This is a genomic window from Sporosarcina luteola (assembly GCF_023715535.1).
Lineage (GTDB): Bacteria > Bacillota > Bacilli > Bacillales_A > Planococcaceae > Sporosarcina > Sporosarcina luteola_B.
Genome location: NZ_JAMBOI010000080.1, coordinates 1 through 255, shown reverse-complemented (window position 1 = coordinate 255; position 255 = coordinate 1). Strand labels below are relative to the sequence as shown.

At 50.6% G+C, this 255-nt stretch carries 1 rRNA gene; it reads left to right on the top strand.

From position 1 onward, the window contains the following. A 23S ribosomal RNA gene (locus tag M3191_RS18430) occupies positions 1 to 255 on the top strand; the annotation flags it as partial.

Below are 255 nucleotides of genomic sequence, written 5' to 3'. Positions count from 1 at the left end.
CCTATGAAGGACGGCACTAACACCGATATGCTTCGGGGAGCTGTAAGTAAGCTGTGATCCGAAGATTTCCGAATGGGGAAACCCACTGCCTTTAATGGGGCAGTACGTTTACGTGAATACATAGCGTAAACGAGGCACACCCGGAGAACTGAAACATCTAAGTACCCGGAGGAAGAGAAAGAAACATCGATTCCCTTAGTAGCGGCGAGCGAAACGGGAAGAGCCCAAACCAGGAAGCTTGCTTCCTGGGGTTGT